This window comes from Kineococcus lubricus (assembly GCF_050871965.1).
GTDB lineage: Bacteria > Actinomycetota > Actinomycetes > Actinomycetales > Kineococcaceae > Kineococcus.
Map to the genome: position 1 here is coordinate 23,623 of NZ_JBJLSK010000035.1, position 12,950 is coordinate 36,572.

Consider the following 12,950-nt stretch of genomic DNA (forward strand, 5'->3'; position numbering starts at 1 on the left):
GCTCCCGGGGACCCCCGGGAGTCACTGCAGGGCGGCGGTCAGGCGCATGACGTTGTCCAGGTAGCGGTGGTGCAGCGGCCGCCGCCCCCACTCGGCCAGGGTCAGTTCCCGCGACCGGTAGCGGTAGTCGTCGACGACGGCGTCGAGGTCGGCGACGAACCGCGGTTCGAGGCCGAGCAGGGAGACCTCGTAGTCGAGGTTGAAGGACCGGATGTCCATGTTGCTGGACCCGATGACCGCCCGCAGGCCGTCGACGACGAGCAGCTTGCTGTGCAGGACCCACGGCTGGGGCAGCAGGTGGATCCGCACGCCCGCCCGCAGCAGCGACCCGTAGTAGGACCGCTGCGCGTGGTGGACCATGAACTGGTCGGCCCGCTCGGACACGAACAGCTCCACCTGGACCCCGCGGTACACCGCGGTCGTGATGGCCTGCTCCAGACCCTCGTCGGGCACGAAGTACGGGCTGACGATCGAGACCCGCGCCGTCGCGGCGTGCACCAGCCCGGTGAACAGCCGCAGGTTGGGTTCGGTCGGGAAACCCGGGCCCGACGGGACGACCTGGAACGCCCCCTCGGAACCGCCCGGGCCCGCCTCCAGCGCCGGGATCGACACCTCCCCGACGACCTCGCCGGTCTCGGCGTACCAGTCGGTCTCGAACACCGCCTCCAGCGTCTGCACGACCGGCCCGCTGACCTCCACGTTGAGGTCGACCCACCGCCGGCCGCGCCGCACGTGCCGGCGCTTGAGGTAACCCGGGTCGATGAGGTTCTGCGACCCGCAGAAACCCAGCCGGCGGTCGACGACGACGAGCTTGCGGTGGTTGCGCAGGTCCGGCCGCCGCCACCGCCGCCGCAGCGGGTCGATGGGCATCATGCGGTGCCACTCGACGCCGTCGGCGGTGAGCCGGGCGTTCATCCGCGCGTGCCCGGGGTACCCGCGGGCCCCGAGGTGGTCGTACAGGAACCGCACCTTCACCCCGCGGGCGACGGCCCGGGCCAGGGCGTCGAAGAACGGCTCGGTCGTCGGGTCCAGCGCGGCGATGTAGAACTCGACGTGCACGGTGCGGACCGCGGAGTCGACGGCGTCGACGAGCGCGGCGATGAACTCCCCGTCCGGCAGCAGCCTGCGGTGCTCGCCCAGGACGCACGGCAGCGACGTCAGCCGCCGGTTCAGCGTCAGCAGCGACGCCAGGTGGTCGTCGACGACGAGGCCGTCGGGGATCCCCGGCAGGTGCAGGACGCCCTCGGCGATGGCCAGGTTCGCCTGCTGCTGCACGCGGTGGCGGCGGCCGGCGACGAACGGGCTGCCCAGCAGCAGGAACGCGGGGACCCCCACGACGGGCAGGAACAGGATGAGCAGCAGCCACGCCGAGGAGGAACCCGGGCGGCGGTCCTCGGGCACCGCGCCGATCGCGACGACCTTCACGGCGTAGTCGACGACCGCGAGGAACGCCCCGGCGAACAGGACCCAGTCCATCAGGACGCCGACCGGGACCTGCTGCGCGGCAGGAGGAAACGGCGTCCGACGGCCACCAGCATGGCCCGCAGGTCGTCGTCGGGGACGTCCCGGCAGGAGGCGTCGGCGATCGGCCCGACGAGGCCGGACAGGAAGAACGCGACCGCGACCCGGCGTTCGGCGTCGGCGTCGGGGCCGGTCAGGATCTCCTGCACCCGGTCACCGAGTTCACGCATCCGCGGGTAGTTCTCGTGCAGGTGGGCGACGACCGGGTCGACGGCCGTCACGACGTACAGCCGCCGCACGTCGACGACGACGTCGACGAGCCCGCCGATGAGCGTCTCGACCTGCGCTCGCCGCCCCCGCCGGGCCGAGGCGGCGTCCAGGACCGCGAAGACCCGGTCGATGAAGGGGGCGACGACCCCGATGACCAGCTCGTCCTTGGTCCGGTAGTGGTAGTAGACGGCGGCCTTGGTGACGCCCATCTCGTCGGCGATCATCTGCAGCGACGTGCCGCTGACGCCGTGCTCGACGAAGAGCCGGAGCGCGGCCTCGTGCAGCCGCTGCCGCCCGGGACCGGCCGGCCGCGCCTCCTCGACCGTCGTCATGGGTCTCCTCGCTCGCGGTGTCCTCGCACTCTAACCCGGAGCTACGACTCCCGACGGACCTCAGACCCGGTGAGAACTAGCCGATCGACTAGTGCGAACCCGTTGGCAGGTGCTCCCCGCCGGGGTACCTTCGACGGGCCGGTCGCACGTCCGGCGACCACGCAGGACGTCGCCACCGGTGCCGACGGACCCCACGGCCCCCCACCGCGAAGGAGCCCGCCCCGATGGCCACCCTGCTCTACCGACTCGGGAGGTTCAGCGCCCGCCGCCACTGGCCGGTGCTGGGCGTCTGGGCGCTGCTGCTCGCCGTCCTGGGCGGCCTCGCCGTCGGACTGGAACGCACCGCCGCGCAGGACACCAGCTTCTCCATCCCCGGCACCCAGGCCAGCGACGGCCTGGAACTGCTGGAGGAGAAGTTCTCCGCCGGGGCGAACAACGCCACCGCCACCGTCGTGTTCCAGGCCCCCGAGGGCCAGACGCTGACCGAGGCCAACGCGAGCGCCGTGCAGGACGTGCTCGCCCGGGTCCGGGACGTCGACGGCATCGCCGCGGTCAGCGACCCCCTCTCCCCGCAGACGCCGATGGTGTCGCAGGACCAGCGCATCGCGGCGGCCACGGTCACCTTCGACGGCCGGCTCGGGGACGTCACCAGCGAGCAGGTCGAGGCCCTCACCGAGGCCACCGAGGACGCGGGGGCGCTGCGGGTCGAGGTCAGCTCGCAGGCCCAGACCACCGAGGCCGGCCACACCAGCGAGGCCATCGGCGTCGCGGTGGCCTTCCTCGTCCTGATCCTCACCTACGGCAGCCTCGCCGCCGCGGGCGCGAACCTGCTGACCGCCGGTCTCGGCGTGGGCGCCGGCGCCCTCGGCATCCTGGCCCTGGGCAAGGTCGTGTCGCTGTCGACGACCACGCCCGCCCTGGCCGGGATGCTGGGCCTGGCCGTCGGGATCGACTACGCCCTGTTCGTCTTCGCCCGCGCCCGCACCGAGCTGCGCCGCGGCGAGGACCTCGACGCGGCCATCGCCAAGGCCACCGGGACCGCCGGGACCGCCGTCGTCTTCGCGGGGACCACCGTCGTCATCGCGCTCGTGGGCCTGGCCGTCGTCGACATCCCGTTCCTGACCCAGATGGGCCTGGGTGCGGCCGCCACCGTCGCCGTCGCCGTCCTCGTGGCGCTGACCGCGGTGCCCGCGTTCCTGAAGGTGCTGGGCCTGCGGGTGCTGCCGGCGAAGGAGCGGCACCGCGACCGGGCCGGCCTGCGGGCCGCGGCCGACAGCGACGACCACGCCACCGCCGACCTCGCCGGGAAGGGCCTGCTGGGCCGCTGGGCGCGCGCCGTCACCGCGCGCCCCGTCGTCGCGCTGCTCCTGGCGATCGTGGCCGTGGGCGTCGTCGCCGTCCCCGTCGCCTCGATGCGGACCGCGCTGCCGTCGGCCGAGAACGCCGACCCCGCGACCTCCCAGCGCCAGGCGTACGACCTGCTCGTGGAGGGTTTCGGCCCCGGCTCGCAGTCCACCCTCGTCGTCCTCGTCGACGGCGCGGACTCCGCGGCCGTCGCCGGGCAGGTCGCCACGACGATCCAGGGGCTGCCCGACGTCGTGGCCGTCACCCCCGCGGTGCCCGCCCCGGACGGCAGCGCGCAGCTCATCACGGTCGTCCCCGGCTCCGGCCCGACCGACGAGGCGACGTCGGACCTGGTGCGCGCCATCCGCTCGGCCACCGACGCCACCACCGGCGCCGAGGTCTACGTCACCGGCCAGACCGCGCTCGACATCGACGTCACCGACTCGCTGAACGACGCGCTGCCGGTCTACATCGCCCTCATCGTGGTGCTGGCGCTGTTCCTGCTGATCATGCTGTTCCGCTCGCTGGCGGTGCCGCTGCTGGCGACGGTCGGGTTCCTGCTGTCGCTGGGCGCCTCGCTGGGCTCGGTCGTCGCGATCTACCAGTGGGGGTGGCTCTCGGACGTCTTCCAGGTCGCCCAGCCCGCCCCGCTGCTCAGCTTCATGCCCGTGCTGGTCGTCGGGATCCTGTTCGGCCTCGCCATGGACTACCAGATGTTCCTCGTCTCGGCGATCCACGAGCAGCACGCGCACGGCCGCCGGCCGGTCGACGCGATCCTGTCGGGGTTCCGGCGCTCGGCGCCCGTCGTCGTCGCGGCGGCGCTCATCATGTCCGGCGTCTTCATCGGGTTCGCCACCAGCGGCGACCAGATCATCGGGTCGATCGGCACGGCGCTGACCGTCGGGGTCCTCGCCGACGCCCTCGTGGTGCGGATGGTCATCATGCCCGCCGCCCTGACCCTGCTGGGCGACGCCGCGTGGTGGATGCCCCGCTGGATGCAGCGCCTCGTCCCGAACGTCGACGCCGAGGGCCGCGGCCTGGAGCAGGTCCTGGCCCGCGAGGCGGGCGACGGCGGGCCGGCGGTCCCGGCCCAGCGCGCCGAGCGCCGCGAGGACCCCGTGCAGGTGCTGGACGCGCCGCCGCAGGGGGTCAGCGCCCAGCAGCGCGTCGACCGGCTGCTGGCCGACCTGCGCCTGGGGATCGTCGGGGTCGTCACCGACGCGGCGGGCGGCCCGCTGCCCGGCGCGGTCCTCACCGTCACCGACCACGCGGGGCGGCAGGTCGCCCGCACCGGTTCCGACGAGGTCGGGACCTACGGCCTGCCGCTGGAGGCCGGGGGGACGTTCGTGCTCATCGTGGCCGCCGCCGACGCCCGGCCCGTCGCGCACCTCGTGGCCGTGTCGGACCACCCGGTGCGCCACGACGTGCGGCTGGTGGGCAGCGCCGCGCTGCACGGGACGCTGCGCAGCGGGGCCGCCCCGGTCGGCGGGGCCGTCCTGACGCTGCTGGACGTGCAGGGCGCCGTCGTGGCCACCACCCGCACCGACGGGGCGGGGCGGTACCGCTTCGGCGACCTGACCGCCGGGTCGTACGTGCTGAGCGTGCTGTCGCAGGCGTACCGGCCGATCGCGCAGAACCTCGACGTCGGCCACGGGGACGTCGAGCTGGACCTGGACCTCAGCCGCGGCGGCCGCCTCGTCGGGACCGTCAGCGCCGCCTCCGACGGCAGCTCCGTGCCGGAGGCGTCGGTGACGCTCACGGACGAGGGCGGGACGGTCGTCGACACGGCCACCACCGACCGCGACGGGTCGTTCGCCTTCGACGACCTGTCCACCGGCCGGTACACGCTGACGGCGGCGGGGTACTCCCCCGTCGCGACCGGCGTCGACGTCCCCGAGGGCGGTCACCGCGAGGTGGAGGTGCGGCTGGGCGAGGCGGCGCGCCGCGACCCCGACGAGGAGCCGTCGCGCTCCTGACCCACCCGTGAACCCAGGGTTGACACGACCGTCAACCCTGGGTTCACTGCTGTCCGTGGGCAGACGGGGCGGACCGGGCTGGGACGAGGTGCTGACGCACCGGCACCTCGACCCGGCCCGGCCCGCCGTCACCGCCCGGCTCGCGCGCCACACCTCCCCCGCCGTGGTCGCCGCCGCGCTCACCGACCACGGCACGGGCCTGCTCGCCCAGCTGGACGGGCTGCGCACCGACCGCGACTGGGTCGGCGACTGCGGTGGGCTGCTCGGCGCCGTGCTCGTCCTGGCCGAGGTCGACGCCGCGGCCTCGGCCCTGCGCTCGCGCATCGCCGGCGCCCGCGCCGGTGCGCTGGCCGAGCTCGTGCAGGACCACAGCCTCGTGGACCTCGCCCGGGACCTCGGCGTCAGCCGGCAGGCGCTGCACAAGACGCTGCGGAACCGCGGCCTGTGAAGGAGACGACGATGCCCCAGGTGACCACCACCCCCGGCTCGCACCCGTTGCAGCGCAGCGGGAGCGGTCGAACCCTCTACGCGGCGGGGCTCGCCGTCGACCTCGCGGGCATGCTGCTGCTCGTGCTCGTGCTCCCCGGCGTCGTCCCCGCCCCCGAACCCCTCCGGTACTGGTCGGTGTTCGCCGCCTTCGCCCTGCAGCTCCTCGGCGGCCGGCTCCGGGCGCGGGCCTGGTGGCACGTGCCGCTGCGCGGCGCCCAGCCGGTGCCCGACCGGGTCGACCTGGCGTTCTGGAGCCTCCACGCCGCCGCGATCGTCACGAGCGCGGTCCTGCAGGTGGCCGGGGACTCCCACCCCGGCTCCCCCGCCCTGCCGCTGTGGGCGCTCGTCGCGGCCGGCGTGCTCCTGGCCGCGCTGCCGACGGTGGACCGGCCCGCACCCGAACCGCCGGCGGACTGGTGGACCCGCGGGGTGCCGGCCCTGACCGCCGCGGGGATCGTGCTCGTCCTGGGAGTCGCCCGGGGCGTGTTCGCCCTCGGGACGGCCACCGCGGTCGCGGCCGCCTGCGCCCTGCTCGTCGCGGCGAGCCGGTCCCCGGCCCACCGGCGCCGCTGAGTCAGGCCGGGCGCACCATCGTCCGGTGCGGGATGCGGTCCTCGACGAACTCCTCGCCGCGGGGGGAGAAACCGAACCGCGCGTACCAGCCGGTGAGGTGGGCCTGCGCGTCGAGCACGACCTCCGAACCGGCCAGCAGTTCCAGCGCCCTCCGCATCAACGCGGCGGCGACCCCGGCCCCGCGGAACTCCCGCGCCGTGGCGACGCGGCCGATCCGGCCGCGGCCGTCGGGGTCGCGCAGCACCCGCAGCGTCGCCACCGGCACACCGCCGGACTCGGCCCACACGTGCACGCACGACGGTTCGAGGTCCCGGCCGTCGAGTTCGGGGTACGCGCACTCCTGCTCCACCACGAACACGTCCACCCGCAACCGCAGCAGCGCGTAGAGCGTCGCGGGCGGGAGGTCGGCCAGCGCCGCCTCCCGCACCACCGGCGAACTCACCCGAGGAGGTCGTGCCGGACGACGGTCTGCTCGCGGTCCGGGCCGACACCGACGGCGGAGATCCGCGCACCGGAGATCGCCTCGAGCGCCTCGACGTACGCCTGGGCGTTCTTGGGCAGGTCGGCCATCGTGCGGGCGCCGGAGATGTCCTCGGTCCAGCCGTCGAAGAACTCGTAGACCGGCGTGGCGTGGTGGAAGTCGCTCTGCGACATGGGGATCTCGTCGTGCCGGACGCCGTCGACGTCGTACGCGACGCACACCGGGATGCGTTCCCAGCCGGTGAGGGTGTCGAGTTTCGTCAGGACGAAGTCGGTGACCCCGTTGATGCGGGCGGCGTAGCGGGAGATCACCGCGTCGTACCAGCCGGTGCGGCGGGGACGGCCGGTCGTGGTGCCGAACTCGCCGCCGTCCTGGCGCAGCTTCTCGCCGTCGGCGTCGAGCAGCTCGGTCGGGAACGGGCCCTCGCCGACGCGGGTCGTGTACGCCTTCACGACGGCGACGATGCGGTCGACGCGGTTCGGGGGGATGCCCGCGCCCGTGCAGGCCCCCGCGGCCGTCGCCGACGACGACGTCACGAACGGGTAGGTGCCGTGGTCGATGTCGAGCATCGTCGCCTGCCCGCCCTCGAACAGGACGATCTCGTCGCGGTCCAGCGCGCGGGACAGCTCCAGGGACACGTCGGTCACCATGGGGCGCAGCCGGTCGGCGTACGACAGCAGCGTCTCGACGGTCTCGTCGATCGACACCGCGCGACGGTTGTAGACCTTCAGCAGCAGGTGGTTCTTCTGGTCGAGGGCGCCCTCGACCTTCTGCCGCAGGATCGACTCGTCGAACAGGTCCTGGACGCGGATCCCGATGCGGTTGATCTTGTCGGCGTAGGACGGGCCCACCCCGCGGCCGGTCGTGCCGATCTTGCGCTTGCCCAGGAACCGCTCGGTGACCTGGTCCAGCACCCGGTGGTACGGCGCGATGACGTGCGCGGACGCGGACACCAGGAGCTTGGAGCAGTCGACCCCGCGGGCCGTCATCGCGTCGATCTCCTCGAACAGCACGTTCAGGTCGACGACGACGCCGTTGCCGATGACCGGGGTGACCCCGGGGGTGAGGATGCCGCTGGGCAGCAGGTGCAGGGCGTACTTCTCGTCGCCCACGACGACGGTGTGGCCGGCGTTGTTCCCGCCGTTGAACTTCACCACGTAGTCCACGCGTGCGCCGAGGGCGTCGGTGGCCTTGCCCTTGCCCTCGTCCCCCCACTGGGCGCCGACGAGCACGATCGCGGGCATGAGATCCCCTGCTTCCTGGTGACTTGCGGGTGACGACGGTGGTGCGGGTGCTGCCGGCCGCGCGGGCCACGCACCCGCAGAACGCGCTGGAGCACGGGAGCGGTCGCCGCAGACCACCCGGGAGCTTACCGGCTCACGGCCCCGCGGGGTTCAGCGAGCGGACCGCCCCAGCAGTTCCCGGCCCAGCGCCGTGCCCGACTCCCACGCCGTCTGGACCCGCGACCGCTGCCCCCACGCGTCCCCGCACACCCCGATGCCGGTCTCCTCGTCCCAGCCGAAGACGTCCTCGGCGTGCTGGCGCAGCGGCTGCGCCAGCGACCAGCGGTGCGCCCGCGCCCACTGCGCCTGCGGGGTCGGGGCGGAGGCGAGCATCGGGCCCAGGGCCGCGAGGACCTCCGGGACGACGGCGACCGGGGCGTCGAGGTGGTCCGCCGAGCGGTCCGGGGCGACGTGCGCGACGAGGACGGGCGCCCCGTCGCCGCGGCGCGAGCCGTCGTCGGCCACGAAGACGAGCAGGTCGGAGTCGTTGACGAACGCGGCCCCCACGTCGGGCCACCACCGCTGCTCCCACGCGGCGTACACGGCGATGCACGGGCGCCAGTTCCAGCGCGCCGAGACGTCCAGGCGGGTGGCGACCATGCGCGGCAGCAGGTCCGCGGCCTGCGGGTCCGGCATCGCCAGCACGACCGCGGACGTGGGGCGGCCGTCGACCGCGGGGCCGTCCGGGCCCGACGACACGGCGTCGACCTCGATGCCGGACACCACGTCCAGCGGGGCCCGCCCCGGCGGCGCGACCAGGTCGTCCAGCAGGGTGCGCAACCCGCCGGGGGTGCCCCAGCGGACCGGCCCCGACGACGTCCCCGTCAGGTGCCCGTCGGTGACGACGCCGAACGTGTCCGTCCAGGGCCGGGCCAGGCCGCGCCGCTCCCAGTCGGCGGTGAGCTGCGCGAAGCCGCCCGTCCCGGACACCGTGAAGTAGGACGCCCCCAGGTCGGTCACGCGGGTCCCCGCGCTCGTCTCGACCCGGCGCCCGCTCATCCGACCCCCGATGCGCCGCCCGCGGTCCAGGACGCGGACCGGGACCCCGGCGTCGGCCAGCACCCGGGCGCAGGCCAGCCCGGCGATCCCGGCGCCGACGACCAGGACGGGCCGCTCGGGGGTCGGGTCCGTCACGGCAGCAGCTCGCGCGCCGCGACGGGGTCGCAGTCGTTGAGGAAGGTGGTGCAGCGCACCGCCTCCTCCGTCTCGTCGATGGCCTGCGCGGAGCGCTGCAGGGCGGCCAGCGCCCGCAGGAACCCGCGGTTGGGCTCGTGGGACCACGGCACCGGGCCGTGACCGCGCCACCCGGCGCGGCGCAGCGCGTCCAGCCCGCGGTGGTAGCCGGTGCGCGCGAAGGCGTACCCGGTGATCGTGCGGCCCTCCTCCAGCGCCCGCTCGGCCAGCAGCGCCCACGGCAGCGAGGCCGCGGGGTGGGCGGCGGCGACGGCGTCGGGGTCGGTGCCGGCGGCGAGCGCGGCGTCGACCTCGGCGTCGGCGGGCAGGTGGGTGGGCGGGGGCCCGCCCAGCAGGTTCGTGCCGGTGCTCACGGTGGAGCTCCTCTCAGTGGCTGATCTCGACCCAGACGATCTTGCCCCGGCGGGTGCGGGTGCTGCCCCACCGCCCCAGCGAGTCGACCAGGCGCATGCCGTGGCCGCCGGCGCCGTCGGGGCGGGCGTCGACGACGCGGGGCTCCTCGGGGCTGTCGTCCTCGACCTCGATGCGCAGCTGCCCCTCGAGGTCGAACAGCCGCAGGCCGACGGTCCCCCAGCCGTGCAGGACGGCGTTGGCGACGAGCTCGGACACGACGATCTCGGCCTTCGGGCCGCAGTCCAGGCCCCACACCGCGCACGCGCGCAGGGTGGCGTGCCGGGCCTTGCCGATGGACGACGGCTCCGACGGCAGCTGCCAGCGGCGCCGGCGCGGGGTGTCGGCCGTGGGCAGCGGGTCCCCGCCGAGCTCGGACTCCTCCGGGACCCGGACGACGACGATGGCGGTGTCGTCCTCGGGGGTCTCGCCGAGCCCGGCGAGCAGTTCCTCCCCGATGCCGGCGGCGTCGCGGGCCTTCGACGTCGAGAGCACCTCCACGAGGACCTCCAGCCCGTCGCGCATGGGGCGCGAGCGGGTCTCGATGAGGCCGTCGGTGTAGAGCACGAGGACGTCGCCGGGCGACAGCGCCCGCTCGCGGGTCGGGCGGGGGCGCTCGCCGAGGCCGACGAGGGTGCCGGTGGCCTCGCTGAGCACCTCGACGTGCGCGCCGCGGCGCAGCAGCGGCGGCAGGTGCCCGGCGCTGGACCAGGCCATCTCCCACTCGCCGTCCTCCAGGCGCTGCAGGGTGGCGAACACGAGGGAGGCCATCCGGCCGATCCCCATGCCGACGGCGAGCTGGTCCACGCGCATGAGCACGCTGCCGGGGTCGTCGAACTCGTGGGCGGCGGTGCGCACCACGGAGCGGATCTGGCCCATCGCCGCGGCGGCCTCGACGTCGTGGCCCACGACGTCGCCGACGACGACACCGGCGACCGGGTTGCCGTGCGGGGTGGGCGGCAGGACGTCGAACCAGTCGCCGCCGACCTGGGCGTGGTCGGCGTTGGAGGCGTAGAACGTCCAGACGTCGAGGCCGTCGATGCCCTCCAGGCCCGTCGAGTCGGGCAACATGCTGCGTTGCAGCGTCTCGGCCAAGGCGTGCTCCCGTGCGTGCAGTCGTGCGTTCTCCATGAGCAGTCCCGTCCGGCGCGCGGCACCCGCGACGACCGCCCGGTCCTGCGCCCCCAGCCCCGCGGGGTGCGGGCGGACCAGCAGGACGCCCAGGACGCCCTCCCGTCCACGCAACGCCACGGACAGCGCCGCAGTGCCCGCGGGGTCGTGGTCGGCGCCGCTGATCTCCCGCAGCCAGTGCGTGACCGACCCCGGCGGGGCGGGGCCGTCCAGGGCCAGCAGCTGCCCGGGCCCGGCGTCGAGCACGGGGTCGGGCCCGGGCCGCCGGCGCGGGGGCCGGAACCGCCGGCCGACGAGCCCGTGCAGGTGGTGGCCGTGGGCGGCGGTGACCTCCAGCTCGTGCAGTCCGCCGCCGGGGCGCTCGTGGACCTGCGCGACGAGCGCGGCGGCGACGAGCTGGTCGCCCAGGACGCGCACGACGGCGCGCAGGGCCTCGCCGGGGTCGTCGCCGGCGCCGGTGGCGCCGTCGTCGAGGGCGGCGAGGCGGGTGAGGGCGTCGAGGCGGGCCCCGGCGGTGCGGTCCAGGGCGGTGCGGCGGGTGACGTCGCTGTGCCGGGACAGCACGTGGGACACCGCCCCCGACCGGTCGCGCAGCGGGAGGGTCGAGACCTGGTGCAGGAAGTCGGGGCCGTCGGCGCGGTGGTCCAGGACGGTCGCGGTGGCGGGCAGCCCGCGCTCCAGGCCGTCGCGCAGCGCGGTGAGGGCCTGGTCGTCGGCGGTGCGCAGCAGGTCGGCGAAGGGGCGCCCGACGACCTCGGCGGCGGGGGTGCCGGTGGTCCGGGCGTACCCGCCGTCGGCCCAGTCGACGACGAGGCCGCCGTCGCGCACGGCCGACAGCGCCACCCCGGGCCCGGCGGCCACGACGGCTCCCGCGCCGGGCGCGCCGGCGTCCTCGACCCCGGTGACGACCCCGGTGACGACGACGAGGAGCTGGTCGCGCCCGGCGACGCGGTCCGCGGTCAGCCACAGGTCGCCGGGCAGCAGCTCCCCGGCCACCGCCGCCCCGGCGGCGACGCGCTCCCAGGCCGGGGCGGGCGGCAGCGCGGCGCGGGCGCGGAAGGTCTCGGGGTCGGCGGGCAGCGGGTCGGTGGCGCCCAGCCCGGCCCGGGCGCGGCCGGCGTCGTCCAGGGCCAGCACGGGGCCGGCGGGACGGCCGGGGGTGGACCGCAGGAGCAGCACGGCGGCGGGCTCGCGCAGGGCGAGCGCCTGCGGGGTGCGGCCGGGCATCGGGACGGGGCTCCTCGGGGTCGCGGGCGGCCGAGGCGGCCGCCGCTGGTCGCGGGGGCGCCGACCTGCGAGGGTCGGTGCGGTCCCGGCGTGGCTAGCATGCAGGGGGGTCCACCGGACCGCGCGTCGAGGGTGGCGCCGGTGCGGCGGCCCACCCGTGCGGAACGAGGCCGTGCGGGACGGACATCCGCTGCCTGTACAAGCCGGGCACGGCGATACAGCGGACGGACTGCGGAGGATCCATGACGAACGACGCCACACCGCCGGGTGGGGTTTCCCGGGTGCCGCAGGTGCGCTCGGTGGACCCGGGCTCGGTGCACGTCCTGTACGAACCGCGGGCCACCCGCGTCGTGCTCACCGGGGAGATCGACGCCGAGCTCGGCCCGGACCTGCTGGAGGCCGCTGAGGACGCGCTCAGCTCCGGTCGCCCGCTGCAGGTCGACGCCCACCACGTCACCTTCATGGACTCGACGGGCCTGGCGTTCCTGGCCCGGCTGGCGTCGCGGTCCAAGGCGCACCGGGTGACGCTCATCCGGCCGCCGGCGGTCGTGAAGTTCCTCATCGAGACGACGAACATCGTGCAGCTGCTCGACGTCGTCGACGAGGAACCGGGCCTGGTCAGCGCGACCGAGACCCCCGAGGACGACGGCCCGCAACCGGCCTGACCCGTGGGGCCCCTCCCCGGGGGGGGGGGGGGGGGGGGGGGGGGGGGGGGGGGGGGGGGGGGGGGGGGGGGGGGGGGGGGGGGGGGGGGGGGGGGGGGGGGGGGGGGGGGGGGGGGGGGGGGGGGGGGGGGGGC

General features: G+C 75.6%; 11 protein-coding genes. 4 read left to right on the top strand and 7 right to left on the bottom strand.

The window, feature by feature from the left end; all coding sequences use genetic code 11:
• Window positions 1-21 precede the first annotated feature (21 nt).
• Window positions 22-1,476: a phospholipase D-like domain-containing protein gene (locus ACRYRX_RS19600; RefSeq protein WP_432514630.1), complete on the bottom strand. Its 1,455-nt coding sequence runs from the start codon at window positions 1,474-1,476 to the stop codon at window positions 22-24.
• Window positions 1,476-2,063 (bottom strand): TetR/AcrR family transcriptional regulator, encoded by a 588-nt coding sequence (locus ACRYRX_RS19605; RefSeq protein ID WP_432514632.1) that lies wholly within the window; start codon window positions 2,061-2,063, stop codon window positions 1,476-1,478. Before ACRYRX_RS19605 ends, ACRYRX_RS19600 begins: the two co-directional genes overlap by 1 nt.
• A 224-nt stretch (window positions 2,064-2,287) precedes the next feature.
• On the opposite strand from ACRYRX_RS19605, the gene ACRYRX_RS19610 reads away from it, so the two are divergent.
• From ACRYRX_RS19610 to ACRYRX_RS19620, 3 genes are read left to right on the top strand one after another with little or no spacing between them, the layout of a single operon-like run.
• Window positions 2,288-5,383 (top strand): MMPL family transporter, encoded by a 3,096-nt coding sequence (locus ACRYRX_RS19610; RefSeq protein ID WP_432514633.1) that lies wholly within the window; start codon window positions 2,288-2,290, stop codon window positions 5,381-5,383.
• A 55-nt stretch (window positions 5,384-5,438) separates the two neighbouring features.
• Window positions 5,439-5,831, top strand: a complete 393-nt coding sequence (locus ACRYRX_RS19615; protein WP_432514636.1) for a hypothetical protein — start codon at window positions 5,439-5,441, stop codon at window positions 5,829-5,831.
• A gap of 11 nt (window positions 5,832-5,842) precedes the next feature.
• A complete protein-coding gene (locus ACRYRX_RS19620; protein WP_432514638.1) occupies window positions 5,843-6,445 on the top strand; it encodes a hypothetical protein in 603 nt (200 codons plus the stop codon).
• Between the two features lies 1 nt (window position 6,446).
• Here ACRYRX_RS19620 and ACRYRX_RS19625 read toward each other — a convergent pair whose 3' ends face one another.
• The 5 genes from ACRYRX_RS19625 to ACRYRX_RS19645 form a co-directional block, all read right to left on the bottom strand.
• A complete protein-coding gene (locus ACRYRX_RS19625; protein WP_432514641.1) occupies window positions 6,447-6,887 on the bottom strand; it encodes a GNAT family N-acetyltransferase in 441 nt (146 codons plus the stop codon).
• Window positions 6,884-8,170 carry an adenylosuccinate synthase gene (locus ACRYRX_RS19630; protein WP_432514642.1) on the bottom strand — a complete coding sequence of 429 codons (1,287 nt, stop codon included), beginning with the start codon at window positions 8,168-8,170 and terminating at the stop codon, window positions 6,884-6,886. Before ACRYRX_RS19630 ends, ACRYRX_RS19625 begins: the two co-directional genes overlap by 4 nt.
• Window positions 8,171-8,320: 150 nt before the next feature.
• Window positions 8,321-9,343, bottom strand: a complete 1,023-nt coding sequence (locus ACRYRX_RS19635; protein ID WP_432514644.1) for an NAD(P)/FAD-dependent oxidoreductase — start codon at window positions 9,341-9,343, stop codon at window positions 8,321-8,323.
• Window positions 9,340-9,756 (bottom strand): DUF3151 domain-containing protein, encoded by a 417-nt coding sequence (locus tag ACRYRX_RS19640; protein WP_432514646.1) that lies wholly within the window; start codon window positions 9,754-9,756, stop codon window positions 9,340-9,342. Before ACRYRX_RS19640 ends, ACRYRX_RS19635 begins: the two co-directional genes overlap by 4 nt.
• A 13-nt stretch (window positions 9,757-9,769) precedes the next feature.
• Window positions 9,770-12,151, bottom strand: coding sequence for an ATP-binding SpoIIE family protein phosphatase (locus ACRYRX_RS19645; protein ID WP_432514648.1), 2,382 nt, complete (start codon window positions 12,149-12,151; stop codon window positions 9,770-9,772).
• Window positions 12,152-12,393: 242 nt separating this feature from the next.
• Here ACRYRX_RS19645 and ACRYRX_RS19650 point away from each other — a divergent pair, with 242 nt between their 5' ends.
• A complete protein-coding gene (locus tag ACRYRX_RS19650) occupies window positions 12,394-12,816 on the top strand; it encodes an STAS domain-containing protein (RefSeq protein ID WP_432514650.1) in 423 nt (140 codons plus the stop codon).
• Window positions 12,817-12,950: the final 134 nt, after the last annotated feature.